This is a genomic window from Dyadobacter sp. BE31, from assembly GCF_031457695.1.
Lineage (GTDB): Bacteria > Bacteroidota > Bacteroidia > Cytophagales > Spirosomataceae > Dyadobacter.
Genome location: NZ_JAVDXA010000003.1, coordinates 323,155 through 343,429 on the forward strand (window position 1 = coordinate 323,155; position 20,275 = coordinate 343,429).

Genomic DNA, 20,275 nt, shown 5'->3' on the forward strand with positions numbered 1-20,275 from the left:
TTAATCTGCCATCACTCGGCTGCTGACCTTCCTCCCCGGTGTTCATATACATCCCCAATGGCCACTCCAATAGGGACAATGCCGGAATAGCCCAAAGCATTTTGTTTTCAATGACCATCACCTGGCACAGGTCTTGATCAGGGTGTGGTTTCAGTTTTGTATTAATCAAAACCTAAAAACGAAACATCATGGGATTTATAGAATCAAAAACGGGCATTAACGCGGAGCCGGTAAAGCTCTTTGTACAAGAAGTCGGGCAGGGCAAACCCGTCGTGTTCGTTTCCGGCTGGCCGCTTAGCCATGAAATGTGGGAGTACCAGTTCAATGTTTTGCCCAAACACGGGATTAGCTGCATTGGCTACGACCGACGGGGCTTTGGCAAATCGGACAAGCCGTGGAGCGGCTACGACTACGACACGCTGGCCGCAGACCTTAAATCGGTGATCGATTCGCTGGGTTTGGAGGATGTGACCCTCGTCGGATTTTCGATGGGAGGAGGTGAAGTAGTGCGCTACCTGAGCAAATATGGCAGCGGCAAAGTTTCGAAAGCCGTCCTGATCAGTACCGTGCTTCCTTATATGCTCAAAACCGACGACAATCCCGACGGCGTGCCGCAGGACCTGTTTGATGGATTTGTGAAAGATATAGAAGACGACCGGCCGAAGTTTCTGGCCGGCTTTGCCAAAGATTTTTATGGAAATGCATTTCTGAACAATGCCGTTAGCGACGAACTGCTGCAATGGCACAGTATGCTGGCTTTGCAGGGTTCAGGGCGTGCTACTACGCAGTGTATCCGCAGTTTCAGTGCTACCGATTTTCGCAACGAAATATCGCTGCTGGATGTACCTGTGCTCATTATTCACGGAGAGGATGATAAGACGGTGCCCGTTCATGTAAGCAGCGAGCGTACGTCCCAAATGCTGCCGGGAGCCGAATATATTGTGTACGAAAGTGCGCCGCATGGCCTGTTCGTCACACATAAGGAGCGCTTGAATGAGAACCTGATCCAGTTCATCAACCAGGAAGTTGTGACGATCAGTAATCCGTACACCGACATTTCGACCTAGTATCGAAAAACCGGTTGTAATCATGCAGGGGCGATACCAATGGTTCGCCCCTGCTTTTATGCGATCATTTCGATCAGTTCAATGCGGTTTCCAAATGGGTCGCGGAAAGAGAAGCGGTTGCGGTCGGGGATTTTGCTATCGTTTTTAATGGTAATGCTGTGCTTTTCAAGCAATGCCCTGGCTTCTTCCAGATTGTCCACCTCAAATGCCGGATGACGCTGCGAAATAGCGTGCACGTCTTCGGCCCGGATATGTAACTGGATATCGCCGATTTGGTACCATATTGCGCCGTGAGGCAGTGGGTAGCCCAGGTCAGTAAGTTCTTCAAGGCCCAATACCCCGCCATAAAATTCCCGCGCCTGCTGCTCGGTGCCCGGCGGGATACAGAGCATAATATGGTCGAGTCTTTTGAATTTAATGTTCATCACCAGGAGTGTTTTTGCGCATCAAATCTAGCGCCATATTTTGGATAAACCTTTCTCGACGCCCCAAATCGGGTCAAAGAGTGGAATGGGAACCTTACTGATATTTTCCAACGCACGTGGCCGGTCACCGGGCTCACCGCGGAGAATGTCATAGTCGCGGCCATCGGGATAAGCGCCTACTACGGCGAAATCCGCCGATGCTTCCAGTTTCTTATGGCCGACCCCGGCAGGTATTACCAGCACATCGCCTGCTGTCACGTGCAGCTTGTCACCACGCTCGCCGCCCATATGCAGCAATGCGCTGCCCGCGTATACGCCCAGGACTTCATGGGTGATGCTATGGTAATGGTGATAGGGAAATACGCCATTTCGCCACGAATTAGTCCAATTGTTCTCAGCAAAGCGCTTTTCAAGCCAGGCCGCGCCTTCCTGGCCATTGCCCGTGAAAGCGCCATGGTAAACGAGCAGCGGATATTTGCTGTTGGGAATGCTGCCATCGTCCTCGAACTGGTATGTGCGGGGTTGTGTGATGTTCATGGTTTGCAGTGTGTTAAGGTTATTCCAAAATGCTCCGCGTGTAATCCCTGATATGATCCCGCAGGTTTTCCTTTACTTCCAACCAGGTGATGTTTAACAAATCAATGGGATCCTGTTGAGGATCGGCGTCCTCGAAGTACACAAGTGACCGTACAACTTGGGCGGGATCACTTGAAGGATATTTGAGCACATAAAAGTGAATCATTTCTTTCACACTAAAATGCTTTAAAAGCGCGTGTACATCCCAAAAGTCTTTTTTTGCACCCCTGCCCGCCACGGCTCCAAGCTTCATCGCGATGACATCGGGCAGCGAAGCAAAACGTATGCCATCGAAGTTTTCAGCCTCCGAGATTTCTGGATACTGATGTCGGATTAGGTCCGTTTTTATGCCGTTGATTTGATATAACAATGTCTGATTACGAGCGCTTAGTTCGATGGCATTCGGACATGCTTCGGCGATAGCATCCTTAACTTCGATCAGATTAAACGCGCTGGTTGTGAACAAGTCGATATCCACCGAAATACGGTGGCCGAGCCGTAATGCGAGGTTTGTTCCGCCTACAAGGGAAAAGGCAGCCAATTCAGGCAATGCCAGGAGTCGCCTCAAAAGTTCCAGGGTTGGTTCCGCGACTGTCTCCGAGTGTAACATTTAAAATCGTTTATATGGAGGTCGAATGCGACACAAATGAAATTGAGAACATCCTTTTTCAGATAGGCAGCAAAAACGATCCTTTCCTTGAACCGATTGACGCCATAAAACCGGACTATTTTTATAAAGTCGTCCCAGGTGCCGTAATTGGCGACTTTTTCCATTACAAATAAGTCCTTTTCCTGGAAATCGATTTGGTCGAAATCGACGTCCCAAAATGCGGTTCTGGATATTGTCGGCTTAGTCATCAAAGAGTTTTCCATTTAGCTGTCAGTTTTTTACAGGCCCTTTACTCACCTCTTTCCCTTCCTTCCAAACGGATTCGATCTTTCTTGTGTTCCGGATGTCGTCGAAAGGATTGGCAGAGAGGATGAGCAGGTCGGCTTTTTTGCCCCTTTCTAGGGTACCTTTTTCCTGATCGATGTACAACGCCGCGGCCGCATTACGCGTGCTGATGGTGATGGCTTGCGCGGGCGTAAGACCGGCTTTGACCATCAATTCCATTTCCAAATGCTCCGTAAATCCCTGGGTACGAACTGGAAATGCGCCGGAGTCGGTGCCGAGGGCTACTTTGATGCCTGCGTCATGGATTTTCTTCAAATTGACCATCGCCGTTTTAAATGCGGCCATATTGCGCTGGTAATCGGGCGAATTCCTGATTTTTTCTCCATAAGCCTTATCGGTGATCATTTCGAAAACACCGGGTTCGAGCGAGGCTTTGAAAAATGCGTCGTTGATCCAGTCGGGATTGCCGGCGTAGACAAACTGGTATTCGTCCAGGGACAGGGTGGGAATATAGGTCACGTTTTTCTGCTTCATTTTGGTCAGCAGGTCCTGGTCAACCTCTTTGTCGCGGATGCTGTGGGCGATAATGTCTATGCCTGCTTCGGTGAGCTTGCGGGCGTCTTCGACGTAGAAAAGGTGTGCCGCTACGCGGATATTGCGTTTGTGCGCCTCGCGGATAATGGCCTGATAAATTTCCGGTTTCATTTTTTGTGCATTACCGCCATGGTCATCGACCCAGATTTTCACGACCGTAGGTTTCACGGCAGCCAGCTTCTCCATCATTGCCGGCACCTCTTCGGGCGTGTTGGGGCGCAGCAACAGGTTCATCCACGAGCCGGGGTTCGGGTCGGGCGTATTGAAACCGTAGCCTGCGGAATACAGCCTCGCGCCCGGAAGCAACCCTGCTTGGGTGGAGTCGATCAGCCCGTTGAATATCATTGGACGGTCTGTGCCCATGGCCAAAACGGCGGTCACGCCATAATCCTCGTATTTTTTGAGGTGCCGCAGCAGATTTTCGCGGGTGTAATTGTCGGCTGAGGAGGTCGTTCCTTTGAGCGTTCCCACGTGTGCGTGTGCGCAGATGAGCGAAGGCATGACGGTCTTGCCGCTCAAATCGATCTCGCGCGCGCCGTCGGTTTTAATACCTTTTTGAATGGCGGTGATCAGCCCGCCGGTGATCAGGATATCGGTTTGCGTGCGCGGTGCAGAGCCAGTCCCGTCAATTACCGTGGCGTTTTTGAGCAGGATCGAACCGGCATTTTGAGCCAATACCCCCGCAGAGCACAGGGCGATGGACATTTGAAATAGCAATAGTAATTTCTTCATCATTTATGGATTTAGGATTCAAATTGCCAACCGGTGGATTGGTACGTATTTTGATAGTAAAAAGCCGCGCCGGCCAGGTGCGAAAATTAAAAAACATCAACACCTAAAAAATAATATCATGGCTAAATATTCGAAAAAAGCTGGTGAAAAGGTGGAAGAGGCCTTACATGAGCAAAAAGAAGGAAAACTAAAATCCGGTTCGGGAAAGAAGGTAACTTCCAAAAAGCAAGCCATCGCCATTGGCTTATCCGAAGCCCGTAAAGAAGGAGCGAAGGTCCCGAAAAAGAAAGATTAACAGCGTGTTAGGAAAAAGCCCTTCTTTCGTAGTCCGGAAAGGGGCCTTTTTTGTAAATAATATAAAGTGAAAGATGCCGGCGCAGAATTTGCTTTGTATTATGATAAATTAATTCCTGCGCTGGTTTTTACTCCTTAAAATAGTTGAATAACTGCTATATTGTACGGATACTACTGACGTTTCTAATTGTAAGTTTTTTGAAAATGAATGACCTGAGGAAGGAGCTCTTGAAGCTGCTGCAAAAGGATGAACGTGTTTTCGACTTTATCCAGGACTCGGCCACAGACGGATTACTCATATGGAAGTATTCAAATCCGGAAGATTGCTGGGCTGACAAGAAATTGCAGCAAACGATCGCATCCGGTCCGGGGTTTCAGGAAGGTAACGATATACCCGCTTCGCTTTTTGAAAATGCTTCCTTTTCATTCCATATAAAGAATGTATGCGCGGGCCTTCCCGAAAGCCGCGAACCGCGCCACGGTACTGTAAGAATCCCTCGCGATAACGTACACGGATTACGGTTGGCTGTAACTTCTATTTACGCATTTGCCGAACCGCACGGTTGGCTCGTTTTGTCGGGCTTTCAACGGGACACATTGTTGCCCGACCTACCGGGATTGATCACCAGTACAGAGCTGTATCAGTCGTTTCTGAATAGCAACGCGATTTATGTGACGAGCATCGATCTGGAAGGAAACTACAAGTATGTCAACGATCATTTCTGCGAATTTTACGGGCTGGAGCGAAATGCGATCATCGGCCAATCGTCGCTCAGGGGCGTTGTGGCGGAGGATATCGAGAAATGCCTGCAAGTCGGTGAGCAGTGCTTTGTGAATCCGGGGACGCCTCAGCCGGTAGTCCTGCGCAAGTACTCAACGCTCGACGGCGTGAAAACGACGCAGTGGGAATTTACCGGGATTGCCGACGAAAACGGGGTGGTGGAGGAAATACTATGCATTGGCTACGACATTACCCAGCAGCTCAAAGTGCAGGAAGACCTCTCTGTGCTGGTATCCAATATGCAGGATGTCCTGTTCACGATCTCTCCCGGGGGCGTTTTCAGTTATGTATCGCCAAGTTGGACGTCGATGTACGGGCATACTGTTGAGGAAACCGTTGGGAGGCCGTTCACCGAATTTATCCATCCCGACGATTTTCATATCTGTTTCGAGGCTTTGCGCATTACCACGGAAACCGGTGTGCCCGTGCCGGGTGGTGTGGAACACCGGATCAGGCACAAGGATGGGTCGTGGTCGTGGAGCAATACCAGTGCCAATATCGATCCGGTGAGCAAGGAGATCATTCTGACAAGCCACGACATTACGGAGCTGCGAAACTCCCGTGAGCGTCTCAAAGAGTTGGCCATTGTTGCCTCCAACACCACAGATTATATTGTTATAACAGACAGCAAAGGGTATATAACATGGGTTAACAAGGCCTACGAAACACACACCGGTTACGAACGGAAGGAGGTCAAGGGGATGAGCCCGCTGGTTTTACTGCGCGGGCCAGAGACCGATCCCGATACCCTCGACCGGATTTTGCTGCAATGCAAAGAGAAGCAGGTTGTGCGGGAGGAAGTGCTTTGCTATACCAAGGCCGGGGTAAGCTATTGGGTTGATCTCAAAGTAACACCTGTTTTCGATGACTACGGTAACTGCACCCATTTCATAGCCGTGGAAAGAGACATTACCGCCCGCAAAGCGGCAGACCAGGAACTCAGGCGGATCAAGGACATCCAGGAACAGACCAACAGTGTGGCGCGCGTAGGAGGGTGGGAGCTGTACCCGCGCACGGGTGAGCTGTATTGGTCGCCTACCACCAAGGAAATCCACGAAGTGCCGCAGGATTATGTGCCCAATACCGATACGGCCATCCATTTTTATAAAGAAGGATACAGCAGGGATGTGATCACCAGGGCTGTGGCCGCGGGGCTCGCCGATGGAACGCCCTGGGATAGTGAACTACAATTGGTAACGGCCAAAGGCAATGAATTGTGGGTCAGATCGATCGGGAAGGCCGAAATGGTGGATGGCGTATGCGTTAGGGTTTACGGGGCGTTTCAGGATATCACGCACCGAAAGCAGGCGGAAATGGATATCAAGAACTCGGAAGTCAAATTCCGGACTTTGTACGATTCCACGAGCGACGCGGTGATCCTTTTTGACCATACAGGCTACCTGGATTGTAATGAAGCCGCGTTGAAAATGTTTGGGATTGATTCTGTGGAGATGTTTCGGCAAATGCCCATGGGCGACTTGTCGGGCTTGAATGAGCCAGGCATGGAGGAACATAGGAATGAGGGCAAGCGGCACGTGCAAATGGTCTACGAAAAAGGCACACACAATTTCGAATGGAAATACAAGCGCTTCGGCGAGTCGAAGGAGTCGTTTATTGCGGAGGTTTTGCTTAACCTGATGAAAATTAACGACTCGGAGATTATTCAGGCGGTGATCCGGGACATTACGTTGCGGAAACGTGCAGAGCTCGAACTGCTCGAGGCCAGGGAACATGCGGAAGCGGCCAGTAAGCTGAAATCGGAATTTTTGGCTAATATGAGCCATGAAATCCGTACGCCGCTGAATGGCGTGGTCGGGTTTACCGACTTGCTGATGAAGACGAATCTGGACGAGACCCAGCAGCAATACATGTCGATGGTCTTTCAGTCGGCCAATTCGCTGATGGACATTATCAACGACATTCTTGACTTCTCTAAGATAGAGGCGGGCAAGCTCGAACTGACCCCGGAGAAAACCGATCTTTTGGAAATTTGCGGCCAGGTGGCCGATATGGTAACTTACCAGGCGCAGCAAAAGCACCTGGAAATGCTGCTCAATATCCCTGCCGACATTCCGCAGTTTGTCTGGTGTGATTCGGTGCGGTTGCGGCAAATCCTGGTGAATTTGCTCAGCAATGCCGTCAAATTTACGAGCCGGGGCGAGATCGAGCTGAAAATTGAATTGTTGCAAAAGGTAAGCGGCCTGGACTACACATTCCGGTTCTCGGTCCGCGATACCGGCATTGGTATTGATCCTCAAAATCAGCGCCGTATTTTCGAGGCATTTTCACAGGAAGATTCCTCTACCACGAAGCGGTTTGGCGGTACGGGACTGGGCCTTACGATTTCCAATAGCCTGCTGGGGCTGATGGACAGCCGCCTGCAACTGGTGAGCAAGCTCGAAAACGGCAGTACTTTCTTTTTCGACGTCACATTCCGGGCTATCGAAGGTGAAGACCGGTTTGACTGGGAGAATGTGGAGCAGATCGAAAATGTGCTGGTCGTGGACGATAATCTTCATAATGGCCAGATTTTGAAGGATATGCTGGCCAACAAGCGCATCGCGGCTGATTATATCCGAAGCGGAGAGGAAGCTTATGAAAGGCTCGCCGGCGGCAAAACATATGATGTGATATTGATGGATTGTCAAATGCCCGGATGGGACGGGATCGAAACGATCCGCATGCTGCGGAAACTGGAAGGCAAGGCAGCCCATCAACCTGTGATATTGCTGAACGATTCGTTCGACGAAGAGGCGCTGAGTGATTTTGGTAACGAATTGGATATCAGGTGCTTTTTGGTGAAACCAGTTAAAATACAGCAGCTTTTTCATGCGCTTTCCCATCTCGGGCTCAAAGCCAAAGCCCCGGAAAAGCCTGCAAAAATAGTGGCACAGGAAAAATTATCCGAAGAAACTTACGAACCAGGCGACGTGAAAATACTCATAGCGGAAGATCACAAGATCAATATGCTGCTGGTCAAATCAATGCTGGGTAAAATATTGCCCGGCAGCGAGCTGATCGAGGCGGCCAACGGGAGGGAAGCGATCGAAGCATTCCGCAGGACCAGGCCCGATATCGTTTTTATGGACATCCAAATGCCGGAGATGAACGGGTACGAAGCCACGCGCGAGATCAGACAGGCGGGTAGCCCGCACGTACCGATCATCGCGCTTACGGCCGGTACCGTCGTGGGGGAGCGTGAAAAGTGCATCGAAGCCGGTATGGACGATTATCTGACCAAACCGGTTTTGAAGGAGACGCTCGAAGCGGCGGTCCGGAGGTGGCTTCAAAGGACGGATTAGCCGTTCACGACCTGTCCGCCGTTCGGGTGCAATACCTGCCCGCTCATGTAGGAGGCGTCCTCGCTGGCCAGGAATACGTAGCACGTGGCCACCTCGCAGGGCTGGCCCGGGCGCTTGAACGGCGTGTCTTTACCAAATTTTTTCACCCGCTCCGAATCAAAAGTGGAGGGGATGAGCGGCGTCCAGATCGGTCCCGGCGCGACCGCGTTCACCCGGATGCCCTTTTCAGCCAAATTATCTGCCAGCGACCGTGTGTAGGCTACAATTGCCCCTTTGGTAGATGAATAATCCAGCAACGAAGGATTGCCGTGATAAGCTGTGATGGATGTGGTGTTGATGATAGTGTCTCCCTGCTGTAAATGCGATAATGCCGCTTGCGTGAAGTAGAAAAAGGAGAAGATGTTCGTCGCAAAGGTATTGTTCAGCTGATCCGGTGAAATCTGGTCGACGCTTTCTTTTGGATGCTGCTCGGCCGCATTGTTGACAAGGATATTCAGTTTCCCGAACTCGTTGACCACGCGGCTTACTGCTTCCCTGCAAAATGCCTCGCTGCGGATGTCGCCCTGAATGAGCAGGCAACTTTTTCCTTCGGCTTCGACCATGGACCTGGTATCGGCCGCGTCCTGACTCTCATCGAGGTAAACAATGGCCACGTCGGCGCCTTCTCGCGCGAAATGTACTGCCACCGAGCGGCCAATGCCGCTATCGCCACCGGTAATGAGGGCCGTTTTACCTTCCAGTTTGCCGCTGCCGCGGTAGTTCTCGCGGATCACGACCGGCGCCGGATCCATGATTTCTTCTATGCCAGGCTGTGCGCTTTGCGTCTGCCCGCGGGTGTCTATATCGAAACTCATAATGCTTAAATGTTTTTTTGATGCGGCTCATCGTCAAAAAGGATATGCCAACGGCCGGCGTGGGTCGAAAGCACGGGCTGCTGCTGGAAATGAGTAAAGATTTTCACAGTGTAGTGTATGTGTTTGGACCGCAAAAGCCTGTTTTGATGCTTGGAAAGGCGATCGGCATGGTTATTAATACAAGCACGCGATACGGCCGCAAATGTTGGCCGCCAAACGTATCGTGCTATGGATTCGAAAAAGGTGGTGATCATAGGCGGAGGTTTCGGGGGGATTAACCTCGCCCAGAAGCTAGCCCGGAATAAGTCGTTTCAAATTGTGCTGGTGGATAAGAACAACTACAATTTCTTTCCGCCATTGCTGTATCAGGTTGCGACCGGTTTTCTGGAAGCTTCCAATATCAGTTATCCGTTCCGCAAGTTTTTTCAGGACAAATCCAATCTCCGGTTTAGTCTGGGAGGCTTTGAAAAGGTTTTTCCGGAAGAAAAGAAGGTAGCGACCGAAAGCGGCGATATCTACTACGACTACCTTGTATTCGCCACTGGTACGGAAAGCAATTATTTTGGCATGGAGAACGTCCGGAAAAACGCGGTACCGATGAAAACCGTGCAGGATGCGCTCGCGTTGCGGAATCACATCCTGAGACTGAAAGAAAAAGCCACCAAAGAAACCGACACCGAGGTCCGTAAAAAGCTGCTATCCATTGTGGTGGCCGGCGCAGGGCCGACGGGCGTGGAAGTTTCGGGAATGCTGGCGGAAATGCATAAGAGTATTTTTAAAAAGGATTATCCTGAACTGAAAAGGGAAGAAGTACAAATCTATCTCGTCGATGCGCTGCCCGTGGTATTGAATCCTATGAGCAAAAAATCGCAGGAGGAAACGCTTGCAGAGCTGAAAGGCCTGGGAATAGAGGTGCTGCTGGATCATGCAGTGAAAGATTATGACAATGGAATCGTCACATTCGCTAACGGCAATACCATCGAAACCGAAACGCTGATCTGGACCTCGGGTGTGACTGCTACTGCATTGCCCGGCTTGCCCGAGGAAGTTTTCGGCAAAGGCCGGCGTGTGCTGGTGGACGCCTACAACCGTGTGAAAGGTTTTGAGGATATTTTTGCCATTGGCGATGTGTGTTTGATGACCTCCGATTCGGAATTTCCGAATGGGCATCCACAACTCGCCCAGGTAGCCATCCAGCAGGGAAAGAACCTGGCACATAATCTGTCGCAGTGGCAGGAAGGGCGTTTGCCCAGGGCATTTGAATATAACGATAAAGGCACGATGGCGATCATCGGCGTCAATAAGGCTGTGGCCGATTTGCCGGGCTTGCATTTCAAGGGCTTTATCGCTTATTTTCTGTGGTTGGTAGTGCATTTGTTTTCACTGATCCGCTACCGGAACCAGGTGAAAACCCTTTACAACTGGATGGTTGCATTCTTCACAAGGGACCAATCCCTGCGTTTTATCCTCGATTCGAAGCCGGAGAAGCCTGTGCATTGACCCTATCTATTCAGTTGACCATCATGAATTTTAGCCGCATTTCTTTATGATCAAGACAATTGCCGACCCTTCCCAATACCCGTTCGAATGGCTTGATGTGACGGACCCCGGCGAGGAGGAGGTAAGGCGGCTCACGGAAAAATATGGCTTACACGCCTCGTCCATCAAGGACTGGCTGCAACCCGACCATTTGCCGAAATATGAAGATGTAGGCAGCTATGTGTTTATTATTTTCAGAATGCACAGCGAGAAAGTGGGGACCGAGGCCGATACCGTCACCGAGCTGACCGACAAGCTGGCGATTTTCATGACTAAGGAGAGGGTCATCACCATGCACAAAAAGGATTGGGGCGCCCCGGAAGTGATCCGGGAAGAGCAGGTCGACCAGCATTCGTGCGAGGATACGGTACATCTGGTGAATGAGATCATCAAAAGCTGCATTGCGACCTACGAGGCGCCGTCGCTGAAACTGACCAAGGATATTGAATACTATGAGGAAAACATGTTCCTCAAAAACCGTAAAGCATCGCTTTTGAAGGGTTTGTATTACCTCAGAAGAAGGGTGGAAGTTACACGGCGCATTCTGATGCTTTCCCACGAAATTGTGGATAAAATAGATGCGCCGGGCCATTCCAACACCTACACCCGCGACACGCGTGACCTGTATGTGAAGCTGCACAATATTTATGACACGCTGTTTGAAAATATGAACCACCTGGTGATGGTCTATTTCTCGATTTCCTCGCAGCGTACCAATGAGATTGTGCGCGTGCTCACGGTGTTTTCAGTCTTTTTTATGCCGCTTACGTTTATCGTCGGTATATATGGCATGAACTTCGATTTTATGCCTGAATTGCGACTGAAATGGGGTTATCCGGGCGTTATGATCCTGATGGGCGGGATTACTTTCGGGATTTATGTGTGGTTTAAACGGCGCGGATGGCTGTAAGGGGTAGCATAAATGCATTTAACCTCTATTTTTGCCTCCCTATTGTCCTGAATTTATGAACCGAACCTTTACCAGACACGCATTTCCGTCGTTAGCATTATTTTGCATTGCGCTTTTGTTTCCCCGCGCCATTTTCGCCGCTATCCCAAAAGCGCCGGCCACGCTCGTTGCAGTAGCAGCTTCCGGAAGCCAGATTAACCTCGGATGGCTGGACCTTGCGACGGACGAAACCGGTTTTGAAGTGGAGCAATCTACGGATGGGACCAGGTTTGTAAAAATTGCCGATCTGGCGGCCAATACCATCACTTATCAGGATAAATCGCTGAAATCGGCCACCAAATACTGGTACCGGGTGCGCGCTAAGAATGCTTCCGGGGCGTCGGCTTATTCCAATGTCGCCAATGCCACAACGCTGGTAATCATCACTATTCCAAAGGCACCCTCTGCACTTGTTGCCAACGTGGCCTCTTCCACGCAGATCAATTTGAGCTGGACGGATAACGCGGGCGATGAAACAGGCTTTGAACTCGAACGCTCAACGGATGCATTGTCATTTACCAAAATCGCCGACCTCGGCCCGAATGTGACGACCTACCAGCACACCGGCCTCGCGCCCGCAACACGCTACTGGTACCGTGTGCTCGCGAAAAATACCGCCGGGAAATCGGGTTATTCCAATATTGCCAACGCGACTACACAGGACGTAGCGCCTAACCCGCCTTCGGGCCTGACCGCGGTGGCTGTTTCGGCTTCTCAAATTGACCTGAAATGGGTCGATAATGCCAACAACGAAAGCGGTTATCAGGTTGAGCGTTCACAGAATGGGGCTGCTTTTACGAAAATTGCCGACCTCCCCGCCAATGTGACCGGCTATCAGAGTACCGGTCTGGCTGCTGCGACAAGTTATTCCTACCGTGTCCGGGCAGTAAATGCAGTTGGAGCGTCGGCATACAGCAATACCGGTTCGGCCAAAACGCAGAATGTTCCCCTGCCCGACGCGCCCACAAACCTTACGGCCGTGCCTACCGCCCCAGACCTGATCCAGCTGCGTTGGGCGAAACCCACGGGCAATGCCACCGAAATCGTGATCGAACGTGCGAAAGGCGAAGGTAACTTTGTCCAAATAGGCAAAGTTGCAGCGGCAGTGCTGCAATATGAGGACCGAGCCGAGCTCGAAGCTGCCGATTATTTCTACCGCATTAAGGCTGTGAATGCAGGGGGGGAATCGCCTTACAGCCTGCTCGCGATCGTGCGCGCGACTTCCATCATTACAGCAGTGGAAACCCCGCATGACCAGCATTTGATTTACATGGCAGGGCGGACGCTCGTTGTCGATCTTAACCGTGCAGTAGGGGCGTGGGTGTCGGTTTATGACCTTGCCGGGCGGGCACATCAGGTGAGGAAAATCAGCCGGGAAGGGCGGATAGACCTCAGCGGGCTTCCGGCGGGCGTTTATGTGGTTGTAACCGATATGGGTAAGGAAGTAATATCGAAGCGAATATTCCTTTATTGATATATCCTGAACCTAAATTACTGACCTCTATGAAATGCTGTTTTTTGAAGCCGTTTTCGGGCTTCTCCTGCATGGCACTTGCCCTGTGCCTGCTCATTTCCGGTGCCGTTTCGGCGCAAAAGAAGAAAAAATACATTGTAAACGCCTACGTAGGCGGGTTCCGCGGGCTTGTGAATGTGGAAGAAATTGATGCGGAAAAGCTCACGCACATTAACTATGCATTTGTAAATGTGCAGGACAGCCTGGCCGTCCTTACCAACCTCGCCACCGATTCCACCAATTTCAGGAAGCTGAATGGGCTTAAAAAGAAAAATCCGGACCTGAAAATCGTGATCTCGATCGGCGGATGGGCGTGGAGCGAGAACTTCTCGGATGCGGTGCTGACAGAATCTTCGAGGTTGAAATTTGCGAAATCCAGCGTCGACATCGTACGCCAATATGATCTGGACGGTGTGGATATCGATTGGGAATATCCCGGTATGCGCGGCGAGGAAGGCAACATCTTCCGGCCGGAAGACAAGCAGAATTTTACCCTGATGTTCAAAGCGATCCGTGAGGAATTGAATTTGCTCGAAAAAGAGAAGGGCAAAAAGTACCTGCTCACCACGGCTGTGGGTGGTTCGAAATCGTTTATCGAGCATACCGAAATGGCCCTCGCGCAGGTGTACCTCGACTACGTGCTGATCATGACCTACGACTACGGCGGCCGCAACGGCACGGTCGGCCACCATACCAACTTGTATGACTACGATCCATCCGGCGAAGGCTCATCCGCCGACCGCTCGGTGAAGAATTTTATTGCCGCGGGCGTGCCTGCGAGCAAGATCGGGCTCGGAGCGGCCTTCTACGGCAAAGGCTGGGAAGCCGAAACCGCCGACAATCACGGATTAGGTGCAAAACGCGTAAAATCGGTGCAGGGAGGCGGCTATACCAAACTGAAAGACACGACGATCAATCAGAATGGCTATAAAAAGTATTATGATAAAAAGGCCAAAGCCCCGTACCTGTTCAACGACTCCACCAAAGTGCTCATTACCTACGAAGACGAGAAGTCGGTGAAGGGGAAATGCAAGTATGTGAAAAAGAACAAGCTGGCAGGCATATTCTTCTGGGAGTATTTCAATGATCCGAAAGAATACCTGATCAACGAAATCCACAAAAATCTCGACTAGCGCGCGACCAGCCGCAGCAGATCATCCCTGGTCAGTGATTTGAGAATATCAGAATCTGTTTTGATCAGATCATTGGCCAGGTCCTTTTTCGTTTCCTGCAATTCCATGATTTTTTCTTCGATCGTGTCCGGGCAAATGAGCCGCACGGCGATCACATGCTTGTCCTGCCCGATACGGTGAGAGCGGTCGATGGCCTGGTTTTCAACGGCCGGATTCCACCACGGATCGATCAGGTACACATAGTCGGCTTCGGTGAGGTTGAGACCGGTACCGCCGGCTTTCAGCGAGATCAGAAAAACGCGCACGTCGGGGTTGGTCTGGAAGTTCTCCACCTTCGCCGCCCTGTCGCGCGACTGGCCCGTAAGGTATTCGTACCCGATGCCGCGGCTTTCCAGTTCAGGGCGGATCAGGTCGAGCATGGACACGAACTGCGAGAAAATCAGGATCTTATGCTGCGTCGCTTTACTTTCGATCTGCTCCACAAGCGTGTCGACTTTGGCAGAAGCATTGCCGTAAAACTTTTCGTCGCGGAGCAATGCGGGCGAATCGCATATCTGACGCAACTTGGTAAGTCCTTGCAATACATGCAGTTGGGAGCGTTTGATGTCGCCTTCGCTGGTGGTGTTGAGGTAAATGTAAAATTCCAGTTCGTACGCATTATACACGCGCCGCTGTTCTTCGCCCATTTCGCAGTAGATCACCATTTCCGTTTTTTCGGGAAGCTCCGAAGCCACTTGCTGCTTGGTGCGCCGCAGTATAAACGGATTCACCCGCTTTTGCAGTTCCGCGGCCCGCTCGGCGTCCTTGAAACGGTCGATAGGCGCCGAGAAATGGTTGCGGAACTGCGTTTTGTTGCCCAGCAGGCCGGGGCAGGCGAACGAAAGCTGTCCGTACAAATCGAAAGTATTGTTCTCCACCGGCGTACCGGTCATCACAATGCGGTTGCGCGCATTGAGCAGTCTCACGGCTTTATAGCGCTGTGATTCAGGATTTTTGATGGCTTGCGATTCGTCGAGGACGATGTAGTTGAAATGGTATTTCTTTAAAAAATTCACATCCGAAAGCAGCGTACCGTAGGAGGTGAGGATGATTTCGTAATTGTCAAAATCGCTAATTTCCTTCACGCGGTCGGCACCGTAAATGGTCAGCATCCGGATGTCCGGCGCGAACTTAGCGACCTCGGCCTGCCAGTTGAAAACCAGCGAGGTAGGCACGATGACGAGGTTCGTGTTCCGTACCTGTTTTTTTCTTTGCAATAAAATGAATGCGATGATCTGCAAGGTTTTACCCAGACCCATATCGTCCGCCAGGCAGCCGCCGAAATTGAAATCATCGAGGAAATTGAGCCAGTTGAGCCCCTGTTTTTGATATCCGCGCAGGCTTGCTTTCAGCTTTTTGGGCACTGGTACCGGCTTGATCGCATCGAAATCCGTGAATTTGGACTCGTAAAATGCGATCTGCTCCTGCGCCTCGCGGTCGAGCATTTCGGCGTCGTACATGTCGTGCACAGCCGCGAAACTAATTTTCGGCGTATGAATTTCCTCGCCCACGATCTCGCCGACTTCGAAGAACCGGGCAAATTTTTCAAGCCATTGTTCCGGTAAAATACCCAATGTGCCGTCGCTGAGTTCGACATATTTATTGCGGTTTTTGGCGGCCTTATGCAGGTTTTTGAGCGTCACTTTCTGCGAACCGAACTGCACCGTAGCGGTGGTATTGAACCAGTTAATGCCGCTATTGACGTGGATCGAAACCTTTGCCTTGTTTGCATTGAGGCGGTTTTTGGTGAGCTGATTAAAACCAAGAATGGTAATGCCCTGATTTTTCCATTCGTCGAATGCATCGGGAAACCAGTTTTCGTCCAGGAACCGGGCGCGGTGCAGGTAAAAGAAATGCTTGTCCTCAATACCCTCTGCAAGCTGGTACTCGAAATCCGGGTGCTGGCGCATCATGGCGGCCATATAGCGGAGCTCCTCCTCTTCGTCACGCTTTACCATGAACGGATTACCATGTCCGTCTACCGAATAAATGTCGTTTTTGGAGTAGAGCGGCACTTCTACGCTGCCGTACCTTACCACCGGCGTGATGAGCACGTAATTGCCGAAATCTTCCAGGTAAATGATCTTTTCCACGCGCCCGTCGAAGCCCTGTTCCTCGCGCTGCGCAGGCGTAGCGGGCTTTACGTACGTGTACGATATGCGTATGCGCGGGGGAAGTTTGGCGAGCAGGTTCTGGCGAAAGTCCTCGAATTTGGTTTCGTGGATGTAAATGCGCTGGTTGTGCTGTCTGAAAAAATGCAGCACTTTCAGAATGTCTTCGCTTTCAATCAGGTGCAGCGAATCTTTGTACAAGACAAAATAATCGTAGCGGATCTCCACATTTTCGATGTCAAGGTGGACGCTATCGATGATCAGCTGGCCGGAAATGCGGAAAAACGGGTCCTTTTTATCGATCACCAAATGCACGTCCACATCCGACTGCGCGAGTTTCACGGGTACCAGCGAGGCTGCATTCACGTTGTCGGATACCAGTGGGGCATGGTAGTAAAAATCCAGTTTTTCAGGATTTTTGAGCACTGCACGCAGGCCGGCGAGGTCGGTTTCCGGGTTTTTCTTCCTGAAATTATTGCTGAACGACGCAATTGCCGTGTAAAATCGCGACAGGTCGTGGTCCTGCGTTTTCCAGAGCTGCTCCAACGGATTGAGCTGCACGAACGGGTTTTTCAGCTTGCCGTCGCGCGTCACCGGCGCATCATACATTTCCAGGAAAAAGTGGTCGTAGTACTTGTTAAGGCCGATCGCGACGATCGTGCGGGTGTTGGCGTCGGCGGGTTTGGCCTCGGGTAAATGCCGCGCCGGATCCGTAAAAAGCTGGTCCTGCATAGCCGAAACAGCCGCCTGGTTGATCGGGATAAGCTCCTTGATCAGCGGCAGCACACGCAACTCCCGGTTGACGTATTCAATCGTAAAGTATTGGTTCAGATCTGGTTCGGCTTCCATGCCGTAGTCGGCGGCGAGAGCGCGGAGGCGGTCGTTACGGATGTTTTTGTCGAAAAACGCGCGGAAATCCCTGCGGTTCATAATGTTGTACAGCACCTGCACCTGGTGTTCACAAAGCTTTCGTTTGGGACGGCTGCATTCGCAGTAGAGGTTCACCATGCGGTCGTTCTGCTTCACCACCACCTTGAAAGCCTCGCCGCCCCACTGAATGCGGAATGCGGCATAATCCACCACCATATCGTCGGGCTGGATCTCGAAATAACCCCGGCGCTCGGTAGCGGGCATGTCGGCGCTGTGGTTGAGAATGTGTGTGGTGGAGAGCTCGGCGAGGTTAAAATCCAGGAAAATATAGTTGTGCTGGCTCGGCGCGGCTCCCACGGCTGGTTCATCCTTTTTCATAAAGCAAATTAACAACTGCGGGTACGTTTGGCACCATTATTTTGCAAAATTTGCGTTAATGAAAAATCTGACCTGCTTCCGTTTCTTCACGTTTACCACCTTTTTGTTCCTGCTGATATCGGCCTCGGCGCGGGCGCAGGACGTCAAACCCGACACTTTGAAAGTACTTCCGGCCGATTCGGTCGCCGTTCCGAAGCCGGACACGACAAACCTGAAATTGCTCCCGGCCGACTCGGTAGCTACGACCATGCCCGATACGATCGTCCAGCCGCCGCGTGTGTTGGTCGATACCATTCGTTACCGGCTCATCGGCGACGGTAATTTTACAAGAGGAAATGTAAACCGGAGCCTAATGGTCCTGCGTGCCGAACTGATTTTCAGCGGGCCGGTGATCAACATCGCTACCAACCCGCGGTTTACCTACGGAAAGCAGAATGGTGTCCTGGCCGAGCGCGACAGTTATGTGGATCTTTTCGTAGATGTTTTCAAAAAGCGCAAAACCTATGTTTTCGGCCTGGCTGCGTTGGAAACCAGTAACCTGCGGCGCATCGACCTGCGGCAGATGGCCGGCGCGGGGATAGGGTACCGGGTGATCAAAACGAAGTCCCACGACCTGAGCCTGACCGACGCGCTGCTCTACGAATCGACCAACTTTTTTGAAAAAGCCACGGTAACAACTGTGCGTAACTCATTTAGAATCAAGGGTAAGCATTCGTTTTTATCGGATAAATTCCGGTTCAATCACCTGACATTCATCCAGCCTGCATTGAACGACCTGTCGAACATGCGCTGGAATACGATCCTCTCGGCGGAAATGCCGCTCAACAGATGGGTGACGCTGCGGACGAGTTTTGAAAACTCCTACGAGAGTGTGGTAGAGGTAGGCCGCAAGCGCACCGACTCACGCATTACTTTTGGGATTTCGGTAGGAAATAAATAGACGATTCCGATACTGCGGTTGTAAGGGAAAGAGGCGTAGAATACTGTCCATATCACCAGCACATTATATCTGTCCAAAATGTGCTTTACTAAGTATTCACTACATTCCAAATCGAGCAATGAGAGACCAACAGGACAATCGCCGTGACTTCCTGCGCAATTCGCTTTATTCAGCCGCCGGCCTGGCGATGTTTCCGCAACTGACCCCCAATGCATACGGGTCCATCAAAACCGTCGTAGCCGAGCAGCCTTTTATACCGGTAGCACCGTCCCGGATCAAGTTTGCGGTGATCGGGATGAACCACGGCCATATTTATGGGCAGGTGGAGGCGGTGACGCGTGGCGGTGGTGAGCTGGTTTCTTTTTTTGCCAAAGAAGCGGACCTCGCTGCCGCATTTGCCAAACGCTACCCGAATGCGAAACAAGCTAAATCGGAAGCGGAAATCCTCGACGATAAATCGATTCAACTCGTGCTCAGCTCGGGCATACCTGACGAGCGAGGTCCCCTGGGCGTTCGCGTGATGAAGGCGGGCAAGGACTATATGGTGGACAAACCGGGCCTTACCACACTCGAACAGCTTGCCGAAGTCCGTAAAGTGCAGAAAGAAACCAAGCGTATTTATTCGATCATGTACAGCGAGCGGCTCGAAAACCGCGCGACGGTGAAGGCAGGCGAATTGGTGAAGCAAGGCATTATCGGCAAAGTGGTGCAGACGATCGGCCTTGGTCCTCACCGGATGAATGCGAACACGCGCCCAGAATGGTTTTTTGACAAAAAGCGTTTCGGCGGTATCATATGCGATATTGCTTCTCACCAGTTTGATCAGTATTTGTTTTTTACCAACTCCACCAAAGCACAGATAGTGGCCTCTCAGGTAGGTAACGTCAATCACCCGCAGTATCCCAAATTTGAGGACTTCGGTGATGCAATGCTGCGCGGGAATGGAGGCTCGGGCTATATTCGTGTAGACTGGTTCTCACCCGACGGCCTGAAAACCTGGGGCGACGGGCGCCTTACCGTGCTTGGTACCGAAGGTTTTATCGAGATCCGTAAGAATATCGATATCGGAGGCCGCGAAGGCGGTAACCACCTTTTTGTGGTGAATAATAAAGAAACAACCTATGTGGATTGCAGCCAGGTGGAACTGCCTTACGGCCGCCAACTGGTGGACGACGTGCTTAACCGTACGGAAACGGCCATGTCGCAGGAGCATTGCTTCCTGGCAACGGAACTATGCTTGAAAGCGCAGAAAAACGCGCAGAATGTTTCGACTGTGAGCTAAT

16 protein-coding genes are annotated in these 20,275 nt (G+C 51.2%); 9 read left to right on the forward strand and 7 right to left on the reverse strand.

The window, feature by feature from the left end; translation table 11 throughout:
• The first annotated feature begins 188 nt into the window (after positions 1-188).
• Positions 189-1,067, forward strand: a complete 879-nt coding sequence (locus J2Y43_RS17080; RefSeq protein WP_309984846.1) for an alpha/beta hydrolase — start codon at positions 189-191, stop codon at positions 1,065-1,067.
• 56 nt (positions 1,068-1,123) lie between these two features.
• On the opposite strand, the gene J2Y43_RS17085 is transcribed toward J2Y43_RS17080, so the two are convergent.
• Genes J2Y43_RS17085 through J2Y43_RS17105 form a run of 5 tightly spaced genes read right to left on the reverse strand, consistent with a single transcriptional unit; the run spans position 1,124 to position 4,292 of the window.
• Positions 1,124-1,492 carry a VOC family protein gene (locus J2Y43_RS17085; protein ID WP_309984849.1) on the reverse strand — a complete coding sequence of 123 codons (369 nt, stop codon included), beginning with the start codon at positions 1,490-1,492 and terminating at the stop codon, positions 1,124-1,126.
• A 27-nt stretch (positions 1,493-1,519) separates the two neighbouring features.
• Positions 1,520-2,029 (reverse strand): cupin, encoded by a 510-nt coding sequence (locus J2Y43_RS17090; RefSeq protein WP_309984850.1) that lies wholly within the window; start codon positions 2,027-2,029, stop codon positions 1,520-1,522.
• A 19-nt stretch (positions 2,030-2,048) separates the two neighbouring features.
• A complete protein-coding gene (locus J2Y43_RS17095) occupies positions 2,049-2,636 on the reverse strand; it encodes a nucleotidyl transferase AbiEii/AbiGii toxin family protein (protein WP_309984852.1) in 588 nt (195 codons plus the stop codon).
• A complete protein-coding gene (locus J2Y43_RS17100; protein WP_309984854.1) occupies positions 2,633-2,941 on the reverse strand; it encodes a DUF6922 domain-containing protein in 309 nt (102 codons plus the stop codon). The genes J2Y43_RS17095 and J2Y43_RS17100 overlap by 4 nt, the downstream gene beginning before the upstream one ends.
• Before the next feature lie 7 nt (positions 2,942-2,948).
• Entirely contained in the window at positions 2,949-4,292 is a 1,344-nt protein-coding gene (locus tag J2Y43_RS17105; protein ID WP_309984856.1) for an amidohydrolase family protein, read from the reverse strand.
• Between the two features lie 115 nt (positions 4,293-4,407).
• Between J2Y43_RS17105 and J2Y43_RS17110 the strand changes: the two genes are divergently transcribed.
• Together J2Y43_RS17110 and J2Y43_RS17115 are read left to right on the forward strand one after the other, a co-directional pair.
• The gene (locus J2Y43_RS17110) at positions 4,408-4,584 is read left to right on the forward strand and encodes a DUF6496 domain-containing protein (protein WP_012779878.1); all 177 of its coding nucleotides are present in this window, start codon (positions 4,408-4,410) and stop codon (positions 4,582-4,584) included.
• Between the two features lie 203 nt (positions 4,585-4,787).
• Complete coding sequence (locus J2Y43_RS17115; protein ID WP_309984860.1) at positions 4,788-8,666, forward strand: PAS domain S-box protein; 3,879 nt, start codon at positions 4,788-4,790, stop codon at positions 8,664-8,666.
• Here the strand turns inward: J2Y43_RS17115 and J2Y43_RS17120 are convergent.
• Positions 8,663-9,520, reverse strand: coding sequence for an SDR family oxidoreductase (locus J2Y43_RS17120; protein ID WP_309984862.1), 858 nt, complete (start codon positions 9,518-9,520; stop codon positions 8,663-8,665). The two genes, J2Y43_RS17115 and J2Y43_RS17120, sit on opposite strands and share 4 nt — an antisense overlap.
• Before the next feature lie 228 nt (positions 9,521-9,748).
• Here J2Y43_RS17120 and J2Y43_RS17125 point away from each other — a divergent pair, with 228 nt between their 5' ends.
• From J2Y43_RS17125 to J2Y43_RS17140, 4 genes are read left to right on the forward strand one after another with little or no spacing between them, the layout of a single operon-like run.
• Positions 9,749-11,020 (forward strand): NAD(P)/FAD-dependent oxidoreductase, encoded by a 1,272-nt coding sequence (locus J2Y43_RS17125; protein WP_309984864.1) that lies wholly within the window; start codon positions 9,749-9,751, stop codon positions 11,018-11,020.
• A gap of 46 nt (positions 11,021-11,066) precedes the next feature.
• On the forward strand, positions 11,067-11,969 hold the full coding sequence (locus J2Y43_RS17130) for a CorA family divalent cation transporter (protein WP_309984866.1): 903 nt from the start codon (positions 11,067-11,069) through the stop codon (positions 11,967-11,969).
• A 55-nt stretch (positions 11,970-12,024) separates the two neighbouring features.
• Complete coding sequence (locus J2Y43_RS17135) at positions 12,025-13,482, forward strand: fibronectin type III domain-containing protein (protein ID WP_309984868.1); 1,458 nt, start codon at positions 12,025-12,027, stop codon at positions 13,480-13,482.
• Between the two features lie 29 nt (positions 13,483-13,511).
• Positions 13,512-14,654 carry a glycoside hydrolase family 18 protein gene (locus tag J2Y43_RS17140; RefSeq protein WP_309984870.1) on the forward strand — a complete coding sequence of 381 codons (1,143 nt, stop codon included), beginning with the start codon at positions 13,512-13,514 and terminating at the stop codon, positions 14,652-14,654.
• Here J2Y43_RS17140 and J2Y43_RS17145 read toward each other — a convergent pair.
• The gene (locus J2Y43_RS17145; RefSeq protein WP_309984872.1) at positions 14,651-18,052 is read right to left on the reverse strand and encodes an SNF2-related protein; all 3,402 of its coding nucleotides are present in this window, start codon (positions 18,050-18,052) and stop codon (positions 14,651-14,653) included. The two genes, J2Y43_RS17140 and J2Y43_RS17145, sit on opposite strands and share 4 nt — an antisense overlap.
• A gap of 58 nt (positions 18,053-18,110) precedes the next feature.
• Between J2Y43_RS17145 and J2Y43_RS17150 the strand changes: the two genes are divergently transcribed.
• Together J2Y43_RS17150 and J2Y43_RS17155 are read left to right on the forward strand one after the other, a co-directional pair.
• Positions 18,111-18,992 carry a DUF481 domain-containing protein gene (locus J2Y43_RS17150; RefSeq protein WP_309984874.1) on the forward strand — a complete coding sequence of 294 codons (882 nt, stop codon included), beginning with the start codon at positions 18,111-18,113 and terminating at the stop codon, positions 18,990-18,992.
• A gap of 118 nt (positions 18,993-19,110) precedes the next feature.
• The gene (locus J2Y43_RS17155; protein WP_309984876.1) at positions 19,111-20,274 is read left to right on the forward strand and encodes a Gfo/Idh/MocA family oxidoreductase; all 1,164 of its coding nucleotides are present in this window, start codon (positions 19,111-19,113) and stop codon (positions 20,272-20,274) included.
• The last annotated feature ends 1 nt before the right edge of the window (position 20,275 follow it).

What these genes read in the sequence shown, in the direction of transcription:
- J2Y43_RS17080 (WP_309984846.1), top strand. Translation starts at nt 189, where the DNA reads ATGGGATTTATAGAATCAAAAACGGGCATTAACGCGGAGCCGGTAAAG.
- J2Y43_RS17085 (WP_309984849.1), bottom strand. Translation starts at nt 1,492, where the DNA reads ATGAACATTAAATTCAAAAGACTCGACCATATTATGCTCTGTATCCCG.
- J2Y43_RS17090 (WP_309984850.1), bottom strand. Translation starts at nt 2,029, where the DNA reads ATGAACATCACACAACCCCGCACATACCAGTTCGAGGACGATGGCAGC.
- J2Y43_RS17100 (WP_309984854.1), bottom strand. Translation starts at nt 2,941, where the DNA reads ATGGAAAACTCTTTGATGACTAAGCCGACAATATCCAGAACCGCATTT.
- J2Y43_RS17105 (WP_309984856.1), bottom strand. Translation starts at nt 4,292, where the DNA reads ATGATGAAGAAATTACTATTGCTATTTCAAATGTCCATCGCCCTGTGC.
- J2Y43_RS17110 (WP_012779878.1), top strand. Translation starts at nt 4,408, where the DNA reads ATGGCTAAATATTCGAAAAAAGCTGGTGAAAAGGTGGAAGAGGCCTTA.
- J2Y43_RS17115 (WP_309984860.1), top strand. Translation starts at nt 4,788, where the DNA reads ATGAATGACCTGAGGAAGGAGCTCTTGAAGCTGCTGCAAAAGGATGAA.
- J2Y43_RS17120 (WP_309984862.1), bottom strand. Translation starts at nt 9,520, where the DNA reads ATGAGTTTCGATATAGACACCCGCGGGCAGACGCAAAGCGCACAGCCT.
- J2Y43_RS17125 (WP_309984864.1), top strand. Translation starts at nt 9,749, where the DNA reads ATGGATTCGAAAAAGGTGGTGATCATAGGCGGAGGTTTCGGGGGGATT.
- J2Y43_RS17130 (WP_309984866.1), top strand. Translation starts at nt 11,067, where the DNA reads ATGATCAAGACAATTGCCGACCCTTCCCAATACCCGTTCGAATGGCTT.
- J2Y43_RS17135 (WP_309984868.1), top strand. Translation starts at nt 12,025, where the DNA reads ATGAACCGAACCTTTACCAGACACGCATTTCCGTCGTTAGCATTATTT.
- J2Y43_RS17140 (WP_309984870.1), top strand. Translation starts at nt 13,512, where the DNA reads ATGAAATGCTGTTTTTTGAAGCCGTTTTCGGGCTTCTCCTGCATGGCA.
- J2Y43_RS17145 (WP_309984872.1), bottom strand. Translation starts at nt 18,052, where the DNA reads ATGAAAAAGGATGAACCAGCCGTGGGAGCCGCGCCGAGCCAGCACAAC.
- J2Y43_RS17150 (WP_309984874.1), top strand. Translation starts at nt 18,111, where the DNA reads ATGAAAAATCTGACCTGCTTCCGTTTCTTCACGTTTACCACCTTTTTG.
- J2Y43_RS17155 (WP_309984876.1), top strand. Translation starts at nt 19,111, where the DNA reads ATGAGAGACCAACAGGACAATCGCCGTGACTTCCTGCGCAATTCGCTT.